Source organism: Pseudomonas knackmussii B13, from assembly GCF_000689415.1.
GTDB lineage: Bacteria > Pseudomonadota > Gammaproteobacteria > Pseudomonadales > Pseudomonadaceae > Pseudomonas > Pseudomonas knackmussii.
Genome location: NZ_HG322950.1, coordinates 3,325,717 through 3,343,652 on the forward strand (window position 1 = coordinate 3,325,717; position 17,936 = coordinate 3,343,652).

Genomic DNA, 17,936 nt, shown 5'->3' on the forward strand with positions numbered 1-17,936 from the left:
GCGGACCACCGCCATGGGAGTGACGACATGAACAAGAGAGCTACCCTCACCGCGCTGGGACTGGCGCTGGCGCTGCCCTTCGGAGCGCAGGCCGGGCAACCGCTGCCTGCCGACGAAGCCAGGGAGATCGCCCACGAGGCTTACATCTACGCCTATCCGCTGGTGCTCATGAAGGTGACTAAAAACGTGGGAAGCAACGTAGAGCGCCCTGCCGGACTCAACGCGCCGGTCAACCAACTGGCACATGCACGGGCTTTTCCCGATCCCAACTTCACCATAGTGGTACGGCCTAACGCCGATACGCTCTACACGGCGCTGCAGTTCGACGTGACCAAGGAACCCTTGGTGGTCGAGGTGCCGGATTCGGCGGGCCGCTATTACCTGATGCCGTGGCTGGACGCCTGGACCGACATCTTCGCCGCGCCCGGCACCCGCACGACCGGCAGCGCCGCGCAGACCTTCGCCATCGTCGGACCGAACTGGCACGGCAGCCTGCCGAGCGGCATCACCGAGTACCGCAGCCCCACGGCGAACGGCCTGCTCATCGGCCGCGTACAAACCAACGGGCCGGCGGACTACCAGGCGGTGCACGCCTTCCAGGACAGCATCCACGCCTATCCCCTGAGTGCGCACGGCACTCGCTACGTGCCGCCCAAGGGCACGGTGAACCCCAACCAGGACAAGACTGCTCCACCCGATCAAGTCGATCGCATGAGCGGCGCCGAGTTCTTCGAGCTGTTCGCCCGCCTGATGAAGGACAACCCGCCGCACGCCAACGACTACCCCATGCTCGACCGTCTGAAGCGCATCGGCATCGTGCCCGGCACTGACTTCTCCTACGCCGCAGCGCCCCAGGCCATCAAGGACGCCCTGGACGCCGCCCCCGCCAGCGCGCTGGGGCAGATCAAGAGCGCCTTCCGCAGCTCCGGCACCCAGGCCAACGGCTGGCGTACCAACCTGACTGCCGTCGGCACCTACGGCGCCGACTACCTGCACCGCGCCGGCGTGGCCTACGCGGCGCTGGGCGCCAACGTCATCGAGGACGCGATCTACCCGACCGTCTTCAGCGATGCCGAAGGCAAGCCGCTGAGCAGCGACAAGCGCTACGTCTTGCACTTCGACAAGGACCAGATCCCACCGGTCCGCGCCTTCTGGTCGCTGACGATGTACAACCAGCACCAACTCTTCGCGGCCAACCCAATCAAGCGCTATGCGATCGGCGACCGCGACAAGTTGCAGTTCGGCAGCGACGGCTCGCTCACCCTCTACATCCAGCGCGAATCGCCCGGCAAGGACAAGGAGGCCAACTGGCTCCCCGCGCCGGCGCAGGGTGACTTCTCGATGAACCTGCGCCTCTACTGGCCCAAGGCCGAAGCACTGGACGGCCGCTGGACGGCGCCGGCGGTCAAGCGCATCGACTAATGCCCGCACCACCCGACCGGCGCCCCGCGCCGGTCGCTCGGGCACACAAGAATCCACGCCGGATACCGGCAAAATGAATATCCTGAGTCGATTGGAGCCAGGATAGGAACCTCCGCCGTGACCGATTATGCGCGCGCCTCCGGCCTGCACGGGCTGCCCGGGTATGCGGCCAGCCAGTCGTTGAACGCCCAGGATCTGCTGCGCGATGCCGGCTTGCCGGGCGACCTGCTCGAACATCCGGAAAGCCTCGTCGCCTATCGCAAGATGGCCAGGGTCGTCGAACTCGGCGCGCAGCGCTCCGGCAATCCGCTGTTCGGCCTGGAACTCGGCCTGCAGCAAAGCATCGCCGGTACCATCGGCCCCCTGCTCTACCTGGCGCGCAACTCGCGGGATGTCGGCGAGGCGCTGCGGGAAATCGGTCGCTATTTCCATGTGCATGCCAGTGCCGCGCGTATTCGCCTGGAGGTTCAAGGCGACCTGGCGCTGTTCCACTACGACCCGGTGGAGGCCGAGGAAGTCGCCAGCTCGCGGCCCATCGTCGAACTGGTGCTGGGCGGCGGCCTGCAACTCATGCGCCTGCTCCTGGGCAATCGCTGGCAACCGCGCGCCCTGCTCCTGCAGCACGCGCCGGTGAAGAACCCGCAAAGCTACAGCCGGCTCCTCGGCCTGGTGCCGCAATTCAACGCCCCGATCAACGCCTGGGTCTTCGACGCCAGGCTGCTCGACATTCCCCTGAGCTCGGCCGACCCCGAGCTCAAGCGCCTCGTCCGGCAGCACCTCGACACCCTGGGGCAGGCGTCCGTCGAGGACCTGCCCAACCACGTCCAGCAGATCATCCGCAACTTCCTGCCGCAGGGACGGGTGGCCATCGAGCAGGTGGCGAACTACCTCTCCCTCAGCTCGCGCACCCTGCAGCGCTACCTCGCCGAAGAAGACACCTCGTTCAACCTGATTCTCGATCAGACCCGCAAGGCCATGGCGAGCCGCTATCTCAACGACTCGGAAATCAACCTGACGCAGCTCGCGGAAATCCTCGGCTACTCCGAATTGAGCGCATTCTCGCGGGCCTTCAACCGCTGGTTCGGCGTCAGCCCGCGCGAATGGAAGAAGCGCCAGGGTCAGGGAAAATCCCGTCGACTGATCGGCCAGATCCAGCGCAAGGCCCGCTAGCGGGGAGAAGGATTGCCTGGCACCTCGCGACTCAAAATCGGTAGCTGACGCCCAGCAGGGGGCCGGAAAGCTCCAGGCTATAGGGGACGCTCTGGTTCTCCCGCTCGACGTATAGATCACGGTAGCCACCGCTGGCCGACCAGGTTTCGCTGATGCGATAGACGAGCAATGCGCTTAGCTGCCAGGTCCTGTCCGACGCATCATCGATATCGAATCCGCCGCCATCGGCCCAGAGCACGGCGCGCCAGCGCTCACCGAGCTTCGCGCTGGTGCGGATGGCCAGCAGCGGATCGATCCAGGTGTCGCTGACGCTGGTTTCCTGATCCGGTCGCGCAATGCCTTGGAGGGTGACATCAATATCGCTCGACATCATGCGCAGGCCCGCCCCCGCATCGATGGCGAAGCGGTCATCCTCGTACAGGCTGTAAAGCCCATAGCCGGCGAGCGACGCCAGCGTGGTCCGCGTGTCGATGGAGGAAAACACGCGTCCGACAGGCGTTCGCTCGTGGAAGGACAGGTCGAGATAGAACAGATCGCCGACCAGGGACCAGGGGCCCCGGCGGGCAGATATTCCCGCCATGACTCCAGCGTCGAGAGCGTCGAGGGCATCCCTCGCGCTGAGCGTTGACGAGGCCATTCCGAAAGGCGTTTCGACGCGGCTCTCGGTCTTCGGGAACCACAGGTAGGTCGAGGCGTCGACTTGCCAGCCACCGTCGTCCGCCCGCACTGACGGAACACAACAGCCCACGCCAGCGCATAGCAGAAACAGACCGCGGAACAACGTCATGGGAGTGCTCCTTTGCCTAGTCATCAGGCGAAGCGCGCCGCCAGGCGGATGCTCATCGTCACCATCCGCTGATAGAGCGAGGGCAACAGGCGTAGCGTGATATCGACCGCGCGGGCGTCCGCTCCGATGAGGATGCGCCGGCGGTCGCGCCGCACACCGCGGAGGATGACCTGTGCGGCTTTTTCCGGTGTGGTTCGCAGCATCTGCTCGTTGAACATCTTGCGTGTCGCGCCGGTGCTATGGCCGGTGATGCTCGCCATGCTGTCGTTCATTCGCGCGCGGTTGCCGATGTCGGTCTTGATTCCCCCCGGATGCACGCAGCTCACCGATACCCCGCAGCCTTCCAGATCCAGCTCCTGGCGCAGGGACTCGGTAAAGCCGCGCACGGCGAACTTGGTGGCGTTATATGCACTCATACCGGGCTGGGCGAACAGGCCGAAGATGCTGGAGATGTTCACCACATGCCCCTCGCCCGAGGCCTTGAGGTGTGGCAGGAAGGCCTTGGTGCCATGCACCACGCCCCAGAAGTTGATGTTGGTGATCCACTCGTACTCGTCGTAGCCGCTGCCTTCGACGGTTCCCGCGTGCGCGACGCCGGCATTGTTGAAGATCAGGTTCACGCGACCATGCTGCCCGGCCACCCGGTCGGCCCAGGCATGCATCTGCGCGCGGTCGGCGACATCGACGACCTCGGTCGAAACACAAACGTCACCGAAGCGGGCGGTCAGCGCATCCCGGGTCGCCTCGAGCCCCGCCGCGTCGACATCGGACAACGCGAGATGGCAGCCCTGCGCGGCCAGTTCATAGGCCAGCGCGCGGCCGATACCGGACCCCGCGCCGGTGATCGCGGCAACCTTGTTCCTGAATGACTTCATGTAAGCGGCTCCAGAATGAACAACTGGGTAAGTCCCGGAGCCCTGCCGTGCCGAGCCCGGTGTGATTGCGAGCTAGAGGGTTTCGCAAGCGGCGTTGTTCGGCGCCGAGCACTTGGCCAGGATCCAGTCGGCCACCTCGCTGGCACGCAGGTTCCAGCCCACCTCGCCGAGCAGCCAGTGCCCCTGGGCCGGGTACTCGCGGTAGTCCAGCTGGCTGCCGTACCAGCGCGCCATGCGGCGACTCACCGAGCGGGGGATGATCCTGTCCTTGCCGCCCGCCAGGGCCAGCATCGGGCAGGTGATCGACTCCCTCTTCACCCGATTCGAGTGCGACGGGTTCAAGCGTCCAAAGCCGACCTCGTAGGCCACCCGGCCGGACTCGGCGATCAGCAGGGAATACAGGGAATCGCGTTCGGCTGGCGCTACCCGGTTGAACACGAGGTAGTTCGCCTCCCAGGGCGAGAGCCGGAAGGTTCCGCGCCAGAGCGCCCATTTGCTGAAGTGACGGATGAGCCCGGGCAACATCGACGGCCGCAGCGGAAATACCTGCCCGGGCGCTGCACTGTTGATCATGACCAGGCCGGCAACATCCGTCTGTTGCGCCACCCGTTGCCCGATGAGCCCGCCCAGCGAATGGCCGACCAGAACCGGCCGCGGCAGGCGCATCGCAAGCGAGGCCACGGCATCGACGTAGTGCTGGATCGACTTGCCCCGCAGCAGGCTATCCGAGACATAGGCGTCATGACCGGGGAGTTCGATGGCGTGGCAGTTGTACCCAAGCCGCTGGAAGAACGACAGCCATTGGGCCCAGACGGTGGGGCGGCACCACATTCCGTGGATGAAAACGATATCGGGCTTCACGCTCATGGGGACTACCAGAAAGTCGATCGGACAATGGCGTCCCCTGTGCCCCAAGTACATGCGGGGGCACAGGGGAAGGCGTTACCTGTGACGGGTGCGAGCGGGCGCTAGGCGCTCTTGAATTCCAGGGCGGCGTCTTCGACCGGCTCGCCCAGCAGCAGCCGCTGATCTCGCTCGAAGTCATGCAGGACGCGCCACGGCGAGCTGCGACCCTGGCGCGGCAGGGTCGACTCGCCGCGTCTGATGTAGCCCGACTGCAACGAGCCGAGGACGGTTTCCTGCTCCTGCATTTCCCCCGCCGGAGCCCTGGGCGTGACCACTCCGAGGTTGCGCGCGCGCATGTAGTTGAGCAGGCGACAGAGATAGCTCGCCGTCATGTCTGCCTTGAGCGTCCAGGGCGCGTTGGTGTAGCCGAAGACGAAGCCCATGTTCGGCACGTCCTGCAGCAGCGAGCCCTTGTAGGTCATCAGCTTGTTCAGCGCTCGCGGCTCGCCGTCCACCAGCAGGTCCATGCCACCGCAGGTCTTCAAGTTCAGCCCGGTGGCGGTGACGATGATGTCGGCCTTCAGCTCCTGGCCCGAGCGGAGCTTGATGCCGCTTTCGGTAAAGGACTCGATGGTGTCCGTCACCACGGAAGCCTTGCCCTCGCGCAGCGCCTTGAACAGGTCGGCATCCGGTACGGCGCAGATGCGCTCGTCCCAGGGCTGGTACTTCGGCGTGAAGTGGCGCAAGTCGAAGTCCTTGCCCAACTGCTTGCGCACGCCGGAAAGCAGCCACGACCGGGCCAGATCGGGCCAGCGTTTCGAGGCCTTGTAGATGAAGCGCTGCAGGACGATGTTGCGCTTGCGCGCCAGGCCGTAAACCAGGGCGTTCGGCAGGAAGCGCCGCAAAACGGCCGAAAGCTTGTCATAGCCCGGAACGGAGAAGATGTAGCTGGGAGAACGCTGCAGCATGGTGACGTGCGCGGCGCTGTTGGCCATCGCCGGTACCAGGGTCACGGCGGTCGCCCCACTGCCGATCACCACGACACGCTTGCCGCTGTAGTCCAGCCCTTCCGGCCAGTGCTGCGGATGGACGCGCTGGCCCTGGAAGCGCTCTTCGCCCGGGAAGCTGGGCAGGAAGCCCTGATCGTAGTCGTAGTAGCCCGTGCAACTCACCAGGTAGTTGCAGCTGAACTCGACGAGCGCACCGCTCTCCTCCTCGCGACATTCGACCGACCAGCGCTGCCGCTCGCTGGACCAGGACGCCCGGGTCGTCTTCAGGCCGAAGCGAACCTTCTGGTCGATGCCATGCTCGCGGGCGGTATCGGTGATGTAGCGACGAATCGAAGGGCCATCGGCGAGCACCTTCAGCTCGTTCCACGGGCGGAAGGCGTAACCGAAGCTGAACATGTCGGAATCGGAGCGAATGCCGGGGTAGCGGAACAGGTCCCACGTCCCGCCGATCGCCTTGCGCCGTTCGATGATGGCGATCCGCGCGTGAGGCATCTCCTTCGCCATCCGGCAGGCCGTGCCTATGCCCGATAGTCCTGCGCCGATGATCAAGACGTCAAAGTGCTGATGCATGGGGTACTTCCCGCTCTTATTGCTGTTGTGAGCGGGAGTATCTCTTCATGGCTCAAGCAATATTTGACATTACGCGCCAACAACACGGCAGGGTGCGCCAAGGCCTGATGAGGTCGTGCATTTAATCTTCGTAGGAGCGAGCTTGCTCGCGAACGGCATGGCACGAATGCCGAACCCGTAGGGCGAATAACCCCGAAGGGGTTATCCGCCGTTTTCGGGCCAGACGGCGCATAACCGCGAACGCGGTTATGCGCCCTACGAGGAGATCGGTGCGGGGATTTTCGCGGATGAGATCCGCTCCGCGCATCAGTCTGCGGCGTCCAGATCCTCATTCACCAGTTCCAGGAAAGTCGCCACCATCCGCCGCGTGCTCTGTTCGCGCAGGCACACCAGCGTTTCGCTCATGCGCCAGTCGCAGTCGACTATCGGCAGGGCGTGCACGCGGCTGTCGGCGCCGAATTCGGCGGAGGACACCACCCCTACGCCGATGCCGGCCACCACCGCTTCGCGGGAGGCTTCGCGGCCTTCCACTTCGATGGCCGGGCGGATGTTCAGGCCGGCGCGCTGCATTTCCGCTTCGAGCATCTGGCGGGTCACCGAGCCCTGTTCGCGCAGCACCAGCGGGGCGTCGTCGAGGTCAGCGAGGCGGATGAATTCGCGTTCGGCCCACGGGTGGTTGCGCGAGACGAATACCACGATCGGGTCGCTGCGCAGGGTGATCGACAGCAGGCGTTCGTCGCTCGGCGGGCGGCCGAGCAGTGCCAGGTCGGCCTGGTAGTCGAACAGCCTTTGCAGGCATTCGTCGGTGTTGCCGGTTTCGATGCGCACGCGGATGCCCGGGTAGCGCCGGCAGAAGCGCGCGACCTGCGGCAGCACGTGCACCGGAGCGTCCACCGCCAGGGTCAGGCTGCCGGTCTGCAGGCTGCTGGAGGACTCCAGCAATTCCTGCGCTTCGGCCTCGACCACGAACAGCCGCTGGGTCACCGCCAGCAGCCGCTCGCCCAGTTCGGTCAGGCGCACCGAGCGCTTGTTGCGGTGGAACAGCAGCACGCCGTAGCGCTCTTCCAGCTTGCGCACCTGGTCGGATACCGCCGGCTGGGTGAGGAACAGGCGCTCGGCGGCGCGGGTGAAGCTGCCGTGCACGGCCACGGCGTGGAAAGCCTTGAGCTGCGAATGGGAAACCTGCATGGCGGGTCCTGGTCTGGGGCGTGCGGCCGACTATTCCACCGGTCAGCGTGACTTACAAGTCAGACTTATTTTTAAAATCTGATAAATCGATTTCATTTATTTATCCGAAATTGCTTCCATCTGTTTCACCGCGCCGCCACCCTTGGCCGCGGACCTCACCTCCCACCCCTTCTGACCCGCGCCCCATGGGACGGCACGTACACCAAAACAATAAGAAGCAACGACTGACTGCCGGCATATACCCACAACAATAGAGGTCAGACATGTCCCATACCCCCGGCACGGCCACCGCGCGGCCGAAGTCCAGCCTGCAACGCTGGCGTGTGCAGATTTTCGCGATCACCTGGCTCGCCTATGCGGCCTTCTACTTCACCCGCAAGGCGTTCTCGGTGGCCAAGCTCGGCATCGCCGACGACAGCAGCTTCGAGCTGGACAAGGCGGTTATGGCCGACCTCGACGCCATCTACCTCGCCGCCTATGCCGTGGGCCAGTTCACCTGGGGCGTCTTCGCCGACCGCTACGGCCCACGCGTGGTGGTGTTCGGCGGCCTGCTGATCTCCGCCCTCGCCGCCCTGGTCATGGGCAGCTTCGCCACCCTCCCGGTATTCGCCACCTGCATGGTGATCCAGGGCCTCGCGCAGTCCACCGGCTGGGCCGGGCTGTGCAAGAACGTCGGCAGCTTCTTCGCCCAGCATGAACGCGGCCGCGTGCTCGGCCTGTGGAGCACCTGCTACGCCTTCGGCGGACTGGTCGCCTCGCCCTTCGCTGGCTGGTGGGCCTACAGCGTGTTCGGCACCTGGCATGCGGCCTTCTTCTCCACTGCCGCGGTGGTCGGCGCGGTCGCCCTGCTGTTCCTCCTGCTGCAACGCAACAGCCCGGAGGAAGTAGGACTGGAGCCGGTCAATGCGCCGGAACAGGCACCCGAGGCGGTGCGCTACGCGGGCTTCCATCCCGAAGGCCAGAACCCCAGTTCCTGGCACACCCTGAAGATGATCCTGCGCAACCGCACCGTGCTGACCCTGGGCCTCGCGTACTTCCTGCTCAAGCCCGCGCGCTACGCGATCCTGCTGTGGGGCCCTGTGATCGTCTACGAAAAAATGCCCGGCCTGGGCAAGGTGGGCGCCTCCATCCTGCCGAGCGCCTTCGAGGTCGCCGGGCTGCTCGGCCCGATCCTCATCGGCATCGCCTCGGACAAGCTGTTCGGCGCCCGGCGCATGCCCGCCTGCGTGTTCAGCCTGCTCGGCCTGACCGTATGCCTCGCGCTGTTCGTCCCGGCGATGCAGACCGGCAGCAGCCTGATGGTGCTGGCCCTGCTGTTCATGATGGGCCTGACCCTCTACGGGCCGGACTCGATGATCAGCGGCGCCGCCGCCATCGACTTCGGCACCGACAAGGCCGCCGCCACCGCCGCCGGCTTCGTCAACGGCTGCGGCTCGGTCGGCGCCATCCTCGGCGGCCTGCTGCCCGGCTACTTCGACACCTACAGCGTGTTCATCGGCTTCACCGTCACCGCGATGATCGCCGCCGTCGTCCTGCTTCCCTTCTGGAACAGCCGCCCGCAAGGCAGCTTGCAGAGCGACGCACCGCGCATGGGCAACGCCCTGGCGGGCAAACCACTGCGTTCCTGAATCCTGGCGCAGGGATGCGCCCACCCGCTTGCCCCCACCTGCCGGCTGGGGGATGGGCGAGGCTGCTGCAAGGCTGCCTCGCTCCTTTTTTTGTCAGCTTCGCGGTTGTCTCGCCCAATCGATCAAATGATAATGCGTCGCATTTGACTTCTACCGATTAGGATGCCGCGTGAGTTCGCCCCACCTCGATACGGTCTTCCTCGCCCAGCGCACCCCGCTTCTGCGCACCCTGGCGAGGATGGTCAAGAACCCCAGCATTGCCGAAGAACTGGTCCAGGAAACCTACCTGCGCGTCGCCCGCACTCTGGGCCAGCGCCAGATCGAGCACCTCGAACCCTTCCTCTTCCAGACTGGCCGCAACCTTGCCCTCGACCACCTGCGCCACCTGCGCATGCAGTCGCGCACCCTGCTCGATGACGTGCCGGTGGACGTCCTGCAAGCGGTGCCTTCCGACGAGCCCTCCGCCGAGGATGGCCTGCACGCCGGGCAGCTGCTGGAACGCCTCGGCTCCGCTTTGCAGCGCCTGAGCCCTCGCCAGCAGCGCATCTTCGTCCTCAGCCGGCTGCACGGCTGCGGCTACGCGGAGATCGCCGAGGAGCTGGACGTCTCGCCGAGCACCGTGCAGAAGGAGCTGAAGCTGATCATGGCCATCTGCGTCGATGTGCGGAACCGCCTCGACAAGCAGGCCTAACGCGCATCCGTCATTCGCATTTTTTACGCCTTCGCCCGTTCTCGTTCGTTCCGTCAGAAGCCAATACAAATGATTCGCATTTAAAACACTGATTGAAAAGAGAGCCACGATGTCCCACTTCCGCCCTTCCGCCCTGCAACGCCTGCGCACGCCCACGGGGTTGTCGCTGCTGGCCCTGTCCATCGCCTTCGCCGCCCTCCCCGCCGCGACCGCGCAAGCTGCCGAACCCAGCAGCCAGGCCCAGGGCGGCTACCGCTTCGCCATCGAGCGCCAGCCGCTGACCGGCGCGCTCAATGCCTTCAGCGTGGTGACCGGCTGGCAGGTCGGCCTGCCGGCGGAACTGGCTGCCGGCGTGAACTCTCCCGGCGTGAGCGGCCGCCTCTCCGCCGACCAGGCGCTCAAGCACCTGCTAGCCGGCAGCGGTCTGGACTATCGCCAGGTCGACGAGCGCAACGTGGTGCTGTTCAGGGCGCCTGACGCGCGCGTCGTCGAACTGCAACCGCAGACCGTCACCGCCACCCGCCAGGCGCAGGACGTCGGCGACGTGCCGAACACCGTCAGCGTCTACGACCGCACCCAGCTCGACCGCAACAACGTCAACAGCATCAAGGACCTTATCCGCGACGAGCCTGGCGTCTCGGTGGGCGGCACCGGCCAGCGCGCCGGCATCACCGGCTACAACATCCGCGGCATCGATGGCGACCGCGTGCTGACGCAGATCGACGGCGTGGAGATTCCCGGCTCCTTCTTCAACGGCCCCTACGCGCAGACCGAGCGCAACTACGTCGATCCGGAAATCGTCAAGCGCGTGGAGATCCTCCGTGGCCCGGCCTCGGCGCTGTACGGCAGCAACGCCATCGGCGGCGCGGTGAGCTACTTCACCCTCGACCCGGACGACATCATCAAGGAAGGCAAGGACGTCGGCGCGCGCCTGAAGACCGGCTACAGCTCCGCCGACGACAGCTGGCTGACCTCCGCCACCGTCGCCGGCCGCCACGACGACTTCGACGGCCTGCTGCACGCCAGCCAGCGCAACGGCCACGAGACCGAGTCCTACGGCAGCACCGGCGGCACCGGCCTGAGCCGCACCGAAGCCAACCCCGAAGACGTGCGCACCACCAACGTCCTGGCCAAGCTCGGCTGGAACTACGACGCCGGCGCGCGCTTCGGCCTGACCTACGAGCACTACAAGGACGACGCCGACACCGACCAGAAGAGCGCCTACGGCGGCCCCTACAGCAACGGCCAGCCGGTGATGCCGGCCAGCGTGCTGCCCGGCGGCATGTACCAGTGGCGCAAGGGCAACGACACCATCACCCGCGAGCGCTTCGGCCTGGACCACCAGTTCCTCGTCGACAGCGCCCTGGCCGACCACGCCAAGTGGAGCTTCAACTACCAGACGGCGAAGACCGACCAGAGCACCGAGGAGTTCTACTACCCGGTCACCCGCAAGGTCCTGCGCACCCGCGACACCCTGTACAAGGAGCGCCAGTGGGTCTTCGACCTGCAGCTGGACAAGGCCTTCGAGGTCGGCGACACCGACCACCTGCTGACCTACGGCAGCACCCTCAAGCGGCAGAAGGTCACCGGCTTCCGCGAAGGCAGCGGCACGTGCCTGGCGGTCGGTCGCGGCTGCAGCGCCATTGGCGCACCGAGCGCCAGCGATACTTTGGCGCGCAGCAGCGACTTCCCCGATCCGACCATCGATACCTACGGCCTCTTCGCCCAGGACGAGATCCACTGGAGCGCCTGGACCTTCCTGCCCGGCCTGCGCTACGACTACACCCGCCTGAAGCCGCACGTCACCGAGGCGTTCCTCAACACCGCCGACCAGAGCGGGGATGGCGACGTCAGCAGCGAGGACAAGACCTGGCACCAGCTCTCGCCCAAGCTCGGCGTGACCTACGCCATCGACGACAACTACCTGTGGTACGGGCAATACGCCGAGGGCTTCCGCACGCCGACCGCCAAGGCGCTGTATGGCCGCTTCGAGAACAGCACCACCGGCTACCGCGTGGAGCCCAACCCGAACCTCGACCCCGAGCGCAGCCAGAGCTACGAGACCGGCCTGCGCGGCAACTTCGACGCGGGCAACTTCGACGTCTCGGTGTTCTACAACAAGTACCGCGACTTCATTAACGAAGACGCCATCACCGCCGGCTACGACGAGCTGACCTTCCAGAGCAACAACATCAAGCACGCGACCATCAAGGGCGTGGAACTCAAGGGCCGCCTGGAACTCGCCCCGTTCGGCGCGCCAAACGGCCTCTACACCAAGGGCTCGGTGGCTTATGCCTACGGCCGCAACGACGACACTGGCGAACCAATCAACAGCGTCAACCCGCTGACCGGCGTGTTCGGCCTCGGCTACGACGCGCCCAGCCAGCTCTACGGCGGCCTGCTGAACTGGACCCTGGTCAGGCGCAAGGACCGCGTCGACGACAGCAACTTCTACGCCCCCGACGGCACCAGCAGCCAGTTCAAGACCCCGGGCTTCGGCATCCTCGACCTGACCGGCTACTACAAGCTGACCAAGGACCTGACCCTGAACGCCGGCGTCTACAACCTGACCGACAAGAAGTACTGGCTGTGGGATGACGTGCGCGGCTACGACAGCGTCGGCGAAGCCGCCGTGCTCGCCCCGGCCAACCTCGACCGCCTGACCCAGCCGGGCCGCAACTTCGCGGTGAACCTCGTGTGGGACATCTGACCGCCAATCCACGCCCTGAAGGAGCGGATCTCATCCGCGATGCATCCCTGCGCGGATGTTTCGCGGACAAGGTCCGCTACGAATTACCTGACACCCAAGGAACCAACTCCATGACCAACCTGAACACCCCCGCCCTGCGCTCGCAGCGCCTGAACCAGTCGACTCACGCGCCCCACGAACGCCTCGACCGGGCGGTGAAGGCCCACGACCCGTTCGCCAGCCGCGAGCACTTCACGCCCTTCGTGGTCGCCCAGTACCTGTTCCAGTCGGAACTGCAGGCGCTCTACCAGGACGCCGAACTGGCGGCGATCTTCCCTGACCTCGCCGAACGCTGCCGCGCTCGCCAGGCGCTGGCCGACCTCGCCGACCTGGGCGCGCCCGTCCCGGCGCCGGTGCCAGGCGCGGTGCAGCAACCGAGTCTCGGCGAGGCCCTGGGCTGGCTGTTCGTCTCCGAAGGCTCCAAGCTCGGCGCCGCCTTCCTGATCAAGCGCGTCGCCGTCCTGGGGCTGAGCGAAAGCTTCGGCGCCCGCCATCTCGGTGAACCGGCCGGCGGGCGCGCCGAGGGCTGGAAACACTTCACCCGCACCCTCGACACCCTGTCGCTGAGCGCCGAAGAAGAGGCCGCCGCCGAAGCCGGTGCGTTGGCCGCCTTCGAGCGCTTTGCCACGCTGCTGCAGCACAGCTATGCCATCGCGGCTCGCGCCTAAGGTCGCGATTGACGCGCATCCCGGCAGAAGCCAGGATGCGCCTGTCGTTTTTCCCGCCATCGCCGAAGCGCCCATGCCGTCCCGTTCGCGCACCGTCCGCCTGCTCTATGCAGCGCTCGCCTATACCAGCCTCGGCGTCGGTCTGGTTGGCCTGGTGGTGCCCGGTCTGCCGACCACCGAATTCGTCCTGCTCGCCGCCTGGGCCGCGGCCAAGAGTTCGCCGCGCCTGAGCGCCTGGCTGGACAACCACCGGCTGTTCGGCCCGATGCTCGCCAACTGGCGCAACGGCCGCTCGATCAACCGCCGCGCCAAGATCAGCGCCAGCGTGGCGATGCTCGTGGCGCTGGCGATCATGCTCGCCACCCTGCCCCACGGTTACTGGCTGTACGCGGTCGTACTGGGCATGGCGATCGGCAACCTGTGGATCTGGTCGCGGCCGGATAGCACCCTGACAGCAGAGAACAGCCGCGACGCCGACGACGCATAACCGCGAACGGTTACGCCACGTGCCCTCCGGGCTTATGCTGGAAACCTGTATCCCCCTTTCAGGTTTCCGCCATGACTACCACCAGCAAGGTCGACCAGCTCCTCGCCGAGGCACAGAAGCGCCGCGAGAGCAGCTACCGGGAAAAAGCGCTGAAGATGTACCCGTGGATCTGCGGCCGCTGCGGCCGCGAGTTCTCCGGCAAGCGCCTGAGCGAACTGACCGTGCACCACCGCGACCACAACCACGACAACAACCCCGAGGACGGCTCGAACTGGGAGCTGCTGTGCCTGTACTGCCACGACAACGAGCACCAGCGTCAGGTCGATGCGCACTACCAGGGCAACGACGCCGGCCGCGACAAGGGGCCGAAGGTCACGCACAAGGGGTTGGCAGGGTTGGCGGAGTTGCTGGCGAAAAAAGAATGATCGCCCCCTCCGTCGTTCCCGCGAACGCGGGAAACCAACGAGCAGCCGCGAAGGCCGGGCGGCGGATAACCCGTAGGGTTATTCGCCCTACGTGTCGCACCGAGCGCTCCCTGTAGGAGCGGGCCATGCCCGCGATTCGCGGACAACGTCCAGAAAGAACAAGGCCCGATCAGCGGGCCTTTTCGTTACACGCGGAACTGCCCCATCAACCCCTGCTGATGGTTGGCCAGCTCGTTCAGCGACTGGCTGATCTGCGCCGATTCCTGCGCCTGGCCGGACAGCGATTCGGTGACGTCGCGAATGCCCGCCACGTTGCGGTTGATCTCCTCGGCCACCGCGCTCTGTTCCTCGGCGGCGCTGGCGATCTGCAGGTTCATGTCGTTGATCACGCCCACCGCATCGCCGATGCGTTGCAGCGCGGCGACCGCCTGCTCGACCTGGCTGACGCTGCCCTGCGCCAGCTGGTGGCTGCTGTGCATCGCGCCGACCACTTCGCGGGTGCCGTTCTGCAGGCCTTCGATGACCTGGCGGATTTCCTCCACCGAATCCTGGGTGCGCTTGGCCAGGTTGCGGACTTCGTCGGCGACCACTGCGAAGCCGCGTCCGGCTTCACCGGCGCGCGCTGCTTCGATGGCAGCGTTGAGCGCCAGCAGGTTGGTCTGCTCGGCGATCGCACGGATCACTTCCAGCACCGAGCCGATCTGCTCGCTGCTCGCGGCCAGTCCCTGGACCTGGCTCATCGCCTGGGTCATGTCGGCGGCCAGGCTGTCGATCACTTTCGTGGTCTGTTCGATCACGCTCAGGCCGTCGCGGGTCGCACCATCGGCACCGCGTGCGGCGTCGGCAGCCATGGCTGCGCTGTTGGCCACGTCGTGGGCGGTGGCACTCATTTCCTGGGACGCGGTGGCGACCTGCTCGATCTCGCGGAACTGCTGCTGCATGCCGGCGCTGGTCTGGGTCGACAGCGCGGCCGATTGGTCGGCAGTGGCGCGGGCGTCCTGCACCGAGGCCTTCACGTCGCGGATGATCGGTTGCAGCTTGTCGAGGAAGCGGTTGAACCAGCCGGCCAACTCGCCGAGTTCGTCCTGGCCCTGGTACTTCAGGCGCTGGGTCAGGTCGCCCTCGCCGCTGGCGATATTGCGCAGCATGCCGGCCACGCCGAGGATCGGGCGGGTCACACCACGGGCGGTCAACCACAGCACCAGCAGGGCTACCAACGCCAGGCCGATACCGAAAGCGGTTTCCCAGAGCGCGCCGCTGGTGTTGCGTTCGTCCAGCTCGCCCTGCAGTTTCAGCGACGGCGCCAGCAGCACCTGGCGCGGCACTTCGAGGATCACGCCCCAGTTCTTCGAATCCGGGATCGCCTGCAGCGGCTCGACCATGCGCAGTTGCTCGTCGCCCATCAGCGCCTTGGTTTCGCCGGAAGCTTGCAGGGCGAGGATCTCGCTGGCGCCGGAAAGGGATTTCTCCAGCGGCAGGCCGAGCAGCTTGGCGTCGTGGCTGTCGCCGGCGAGCAGGCCCGCCGGGCTGACGATGCGCACCGAACCCTGGCCGTCGTACAGCTGGCGGCTGCCGTCCTGGCTGAGCTGCTGCAGGCGGCTGAGGCTGATGTCGGCACCGACCACGCCCAGTAGCTTGCCGTCCTGGATCAGCGGGAACACCAGGGTGGTCATCAGCACGCGCTGGCCGGAGGCGTCGTCGAAATAGGGGTTGAGTACGCAGGGCTTCTGGCTCTGCTTGGGGCACTGGTACCAGGTATTGAAGGGCGTGCCGTCGAGCATCGGGGTGGTGTCGGCGATCATCGCCTCGGTCACCGCCAGGCTGCTGTCGCCACTGGCCTTCTGCGCCCAGTAGGCGCCGAAGCGGCCCTTCTCGTTGCTGCCCAGGGTTTCCTGGCCGGCGAAGCGCGCGTCCTGGGCGTCCAGTGCGTCAGGCTCGAAGACCACGTAAAGGCTGAGCAGCGTCGGGTTCGACTTCAGCCCGTCGTGCACCAGTTGCACCAGCTCCTGGCGCAGCACCTGGGGGTCTACGCCATGCTTCGCGCTTTGCGTGCGCAGCTGGCCGACCTGGCGGGTGAACTGGTCGCCGAAGTGGTAGACGTCGGTGAAGAAGCGCTGGATGGTTTCCGCCTGCTGTTCGGCGCGCGCCTGCAGGCGTGCCTGCGCGGCGTCCTCGAGCATGCCCACGTTGGCCGACTTCACCAGTTCCAGGTTGTGGTTCATCCGCAGCAGCGAACTGCCGACCAGCAGCGCCACGGTGCACAACAGGCAGAGCCCGGCCAGCAAGGTGATCTTCCACTGGATGGAGAGGCGTGTCAGAAGCATTGTCGAGGGTCCTTGAGACAAAACGGCGGCATGCGTGGGTTATCGGCCCGACGGCGGTTTTCTGGAGGCCTGTTGCCAGGCATTTTCCGGCTGCATCAACTGGCGGTACTGGCCCGGCGTGGAGCCGGTCCATTTGCGGAACGCTTTATAGAAGGCGCTGGTGTCAGCGAAGCCGAGTTCCTCGGCCAGCTCGGCGAAATTGCCCTCGCCACGGTCGAGCCGGGCGATGGCCAGGTCGCGGCGCAGCTGGTCCTTCAGCGCCTGGTACGACTGCCCTTCCCCGGCCAGCTTGCGGCGCAGCGTCGAGGGCGCCATGAAGAAGTGCCCGGCCAGGGCGTCAAGGTCGGGCCAGCGCTCGCAGCGGATGCTGCGCAGGTACGCCTTGACCCGCGCGGTAAGGCTTTGCGGATCGCGATAGCGCACCAGGATGTTCGCCGGCGCGCCGGCCAGGAAGCGCCGCAGTTCGCGCTCGTCGCGGCGCACCGAGAGCTGCAAAGCCTCGGCGTTGAATAGCAGGCGCGTCTGCCGGCGGCCGAAGCGCAGGTTGTCGCTGAACATCACCCGGTAGTCCTCGATGTACTCCGGCTGCGCGCAGCGCAGGTCGATGGCGAGGATCGGAATACGTTGCCCCACCAGCCAGCAGGCCAGGCCGTGCAGCATGAGGAACAGGGTGAAATAGCAGAAGGCGCGCTGCGGCTCGCCCTCGCCTTCGTCGATCTGGATCGCCGCCACGCCCTCCTGGGTCAGCAGGCGCGGGGTCAGGTCGTCGAAGATCAGGCCGACGAATTCGAGTGCCCGCTGCAGCGCGGTTTCCAGGGTGCCTTCGCGGATCGCCGTGCGCGCCATGAAGTTGAAGCTGCCGGACTTCATGCGCCGGCGGTTCATGGCGAAGAACTCGTCGTCCAGCTGCCGCGCCAGGCGCAACCAGAGCCGCGAGTAGGACTGGATAGAAACGCGCGCGTAGGGTTTGTCGAACAGCTCGGCGGCTATCCCCGCCTCGGCCAGCAGCGCGGACGAATCGAGGCCCTGGCGGACGGAGTCGGCCAGGGCCTCACGGACCAGACGGATGGAGATGGTGCCCTTTTCTATCGGCATG

Annotated in this window: 15 protein-coding genes; 8 read left to right on the forward strand and 7 right to left on the reverse strand. The window is 66.1% G+C overall.

Features of this window, described 5'->3' with window-relative positions; all coding sequences use genetic code 11:
* Positions 1–27 precede the first annotated feature (27 nt).
* Together PKB_RS15450 and PKB_RS15455 are read left to right on the forward strand one after the other, a co-directional pair.
* Positions 28–1,422, forward strand: coding sequence for a DUF1254 domain-containing protein (locus tag PKB_RS15450; RefSeq protein ID WP_084166802.1), 1,395 nt, complete (start codon positions 28–30; stop codon positions 1,420–1,422).
* A gap of 117 nt (positions 1,423–1,539) precedes the next feature.
* Positions 1,540–2,592 (forward strand): AraC family transcriptional regulator, encoded by a 1,053-nt coding sequence (locus PKB_RS15455; protein ID WP_043253074.1) that lies wholly within the window; start codon positions 1,540–1,542, stop codon positions 2,590–2,592.
* A 31-nt stretch (positions 2,593–2,623) separates the two neighbouring features.
* On the opposite strand, the gene PKB_RS15460 is transcribed toward PKB_RS15455, so the two are convergent.
* From PKB_RS15460 to PKB_RS15480, 5 genes are all read right to left on the reverse strand, one after another.
* On the reverse strand, positions 2,624–3,379 hold the full coding sequence (locus tag PKB_RS15460) for a porin family protein (protein WP_052355302.1): 756 nt from the start codon (positions 3,377–3,379) through the stop codon (positions 2,624–2,626).
* A 23-nt stretch (positions 3,380–3,402) separates the two neighbouring features.
* Positions 3,403–4,254, reverse strand: a complete 852-nt coding sequence (locus PKB_RS15465; RefSeq protein ID WP_043253076.1) for an SDR family NAD(P)-dependent oxidoreductase — start codon at positions 4,252–4,254, stop codon at positions 3,403–3,405.
* 72 nt (positions 4,255–4,326) lie between these two features.
* The gene (locus tag PKB_RS15470; RefSeq protein WP_043253078.1) at positions 4,327–5,121 is read right to left on the reverse strand and encodes an alpha/beta hydrolase; all 795 of its coding nucleotides are present in this window, start codon (positions 5,119–5,121) and stop codon (positions 4,327–4,329) included.
* Between the two features lie 101 nt (positions 5,122–5,222).
* On the reverse strand, positions 5,223–6,680 hold the full coding sequence (locus PKB_RS15475; RefSeq protein WP_043253080.1) for a flavin-containing monooxygenase: 1,458 nt from the start codon (positions 6,678–6,680) through the stop codon (positions 5,223–5,225).
* Positions 6,681–6,986: 306 nt separating this feature from the next.
* Positions 6,987–7,868 carry a LysR substrate-binding domain-containing protein gene (locus PKB_RS15480; RefSeq protein WP_043253081.1) on the reverse strand — a complete coding sequence of 294 codons (882 nt, stop codon included), beginning with the start codon at positions 7,866–7,868 and terminating at the stop codon, positions 6,987–6,989.
* A 263-nt stretch (positions 7,869–8,131) separates the two neighbouring features.
* On the opposite strand from PKB_RS15480, the gene PKB_RS15485 reads away from it, so the two are divergent.
* The 6 genes from PKB_RS15485 (at position 8,132) to PKB_RS15510 (ending at position 14,516) form a co-directional block, all read left to right on the forward strand.
* Entirely contained in the window at positions 8,132–9,496 is a 1,365-nt protein-coding gene (locus tag PKB_RS15485; RefSeq protein ID WP_043253083.1) for an MFS transporter, read from the forward strand.
* 169 nt (positions 9,497–9,665) lie between these two features.
* Complete coding sequence (locus PKB_RS15490; protein WP_043253085.1) at positions 9,666–10,187, forward strand: RNA polymerase sigma factor; 522 nt, start codon at positions 9,666–9,668, stop codon at positions 10,185–10,187.
* Between the two features lie 109 nt (positions 10,188–10,296).
* On the forward strand, positions 10,297–12,897 hold the full coding sequence (locus PKB_RS15495) for a TonB-dependent receptor (RefSeq protein WP_052355303.1): 2,601 nt from the start codon (positions 10,297–10,299) through the stop codon (positions 12,895–12,897).
* Between the two features lie 110 nt (positions 12,898–13,007).
* The gene (locus PKB_RS15500) at positions 13,008–13,604 is read left to right on the forward strand and encodes a biliverdin-producing heme oxygenase (RefSeq protein ID WP_043253086.1); all 597 of its coding nucleotides are present in this window, start codon (positions 13,008–13,010) and stop codon (positions 13,602–13,604) included.
* 73 nt (positions 13,605–13,677) lie between these two features.
* A complete protein-coding gene (locus tag PKB_RS15505; protein ID WP_043253087.1) occupies positions 13,678–14,091 on the forward strand; it encodes a YbaN family protein in 414 nt (137 codons plus the stop codon).
* 71 nt (positions 14,092–14,162) lie between these two features.
* Entirely contained in the window at positions 14,163–14,516 is a 354-nt protein-coding gene (locus PKB_RS15510) for a YajD family HNH nuclease (RefSeq protein ID WP_043253088.1), read from the forward strand.
* A 185-nt stretch (positions 14,517–14,701) separates the two neighbouring features.
* Here PKB_RS15510 and PKB_RS30685 read toward each other — a convergent pair whose 3' ends face one another.
* Together PKB_RS30685 and PKB_RS15520 are read right to left on the reverse strand one after the other, a co-directional pair.
* Positions 14,702–16,840, reverse strand: coding sequence for a methyl-accepting chemotaxis protein (locus PKB_RS30685; RefSeq protein WP_043253089.1), 2,139 nt, complete (start codon positions 16,838–16,840; stop codon positions 14,702–14,704).
* A 39-nt stretch (positions 16,841–16,879) separates the two neighbouring features.
* Positions 16,880–17,935 carry an AraC family transcriptional regulator gene (locus PKB_RS15520; RefSeq protein WP_043253091.1) on the reverse strand — a complete coding sequence of 352 codons (1,056 nt, stop codon included), beginning with the start codon at positions 17,933–17,935 and terminating at the stop codon, positions 16,880–16,882.
* Position 17,936 lies beyond the last annotated feature (1 nt).

What these genes read in the sequence shown, in the direction of transcription:
- PKB_RS15450 (WP_084166802.1), top strand. Translation starts at nt 28, where the DNA reads ATGAACAAGAGAGCTACCCTCACCGCGCTGGGACTGGCGCTGGCGCTG.
- PKB_RS15495 (WP_052355303.1), top strand. Translation starts at nt 10,297, where the DNA reads ATGTCCCACTTCCGCCCTTCCGCCCTGCAACGCCTGCGCACGCCCACG.
- PKB_RS15520 (WP_043253091.1), bottom strand. Translation starts at nt 17,935, where the DNA reads ATGCCGATAGAAAAGGGCACCATCTCCATCCGTCTGGTCCGTGAGGCC.
- PKB_RS15510 (WP_043253088.1), top strand. Translation starts at nt 14,163, where the DNA reads ATGACTACCACCAGCAAGGTCGACCAGCTCCTCGCCGAGGCACAGAAG.
- PKB_RS15475 (WP_043253080.1), bottom strand. Translation starts at nt 6,680, where the DNA reads ATGCATCAGCACTTTGACGTCTTGATCATCGGCGCAGGACTATCGGGC.
- PKB_RS15470 (WP_043253078.1), bottom strand. Translation starts at nt 5,121, where the DNA reads ATGAGCGTGAAGCCCGATATCGTTTTCATCCACGGAATGTGGTGCCGC.
- PKB_RS15485 (WP_043253083.1), top strand. Translation starts at nt 8,132, where the DNA reads ATGTCCCATACCCCCGGCACGGCCACCGCGCGGCCGAAGTCCAGCCTG.
- PKB_RS15505 (WP_043253087.1), top strand. Translation starts at nt 13,678, where the DNA reads ATGCCGTCCCGTTCGCGCACCGTCCGCCTGCTCTATGCAGCGCTCGCC.
- PKB_RS30685 (WP_043253089.1), bottom strand. Translation starts at nt 16,840, where the DNA reads ATGCTTCTGACACGCCTCTCCATCCAGTGGAAGATCACCTTGCTGGCC.
- PKB_RS15465 (WP_043253076.1), bottom strand. Translation starts at nt 4,254, where the DNA reads ATGAAGTCATTCAGGAACAAGGTTGCCGCGATCACCGGCGCGGGGTCC.
- PKB_RS15460 (WP_052355302.1), bottom strand. Translation starts at nt 3,379, where the DNA reads ATGACGTTGTTCCGCGGTCTGTTTCTGCTATGCGCTGGCGTGGGCTGT.
- PKB_RS15500 (WP_043253086.1), top strand. Translation starts at nt 13,008, where the DNA reads ATGACCAACCTGAACACCCCCGCCCTGCGCTCGCAGCGCCTGAACCAG.
- PKB_RS15480 (WP_043253081.1), bottom strand. Translation starts at nt 7,868, where the DNA reads ATGCAGGTTTCCCATTCGCAGCTCAAGGCTTTCCACGCCGTGGCCGTG.